Origin of the sequence: Terriglobus sp. ADX1, from assembly GCF_036877645.1 — a bacterium.
GTDB lineage: Bacteria > Acidobacteriota > Terriglobia > Terriglobales > Acidobacteriaceae > Terriglobus.
The window spans coordinates 1-254 of sequence record NZ_JAEDXV010000114.1 but is presented as its reverse complement, the minus strand read 5'-3'; the positions used below and the strand labels follow the sequence as shown (position 1 = coordinate 254).

Sequence of the window (254 nt, the reverse complement as noted above, 5' to 3'; positions counted from 1 at the left end):
TTGTATTCCTCGATGGTCTTAGGCTGCTCGAAAGCGTTGCGACGCATGAGCGGGTAGGCGCGGTTGATTTCGAAGCCGCGGATGCCCTTCAGGTAGGCGTCGGCGATGATGACGGCGGCGTGGTCGCCGACCATGGCGGAGGTGTAGCTGTTCCACATGGGGAAGATGGGAAGGAAGCCGCCCTCTTCGCCTTTGTAGATGAGCGAGCGCACCATGGCGGCGTCGCGGTCGGGGTCAATGATGGTGAGCAGCGG

At 62.2% G+C, this 254-nt stretch carries 1 protein-coding gene; it reads right to left on the bottom strand.

The window, feature by feature from the left end:
• The coding region (locus tag JAO32_RS19850) for a glycoside hydrolase domain-containing protein (protein WP_334243629.1) at positions 1-254 on the bottom strand (254 nt) is incomplete at both ends.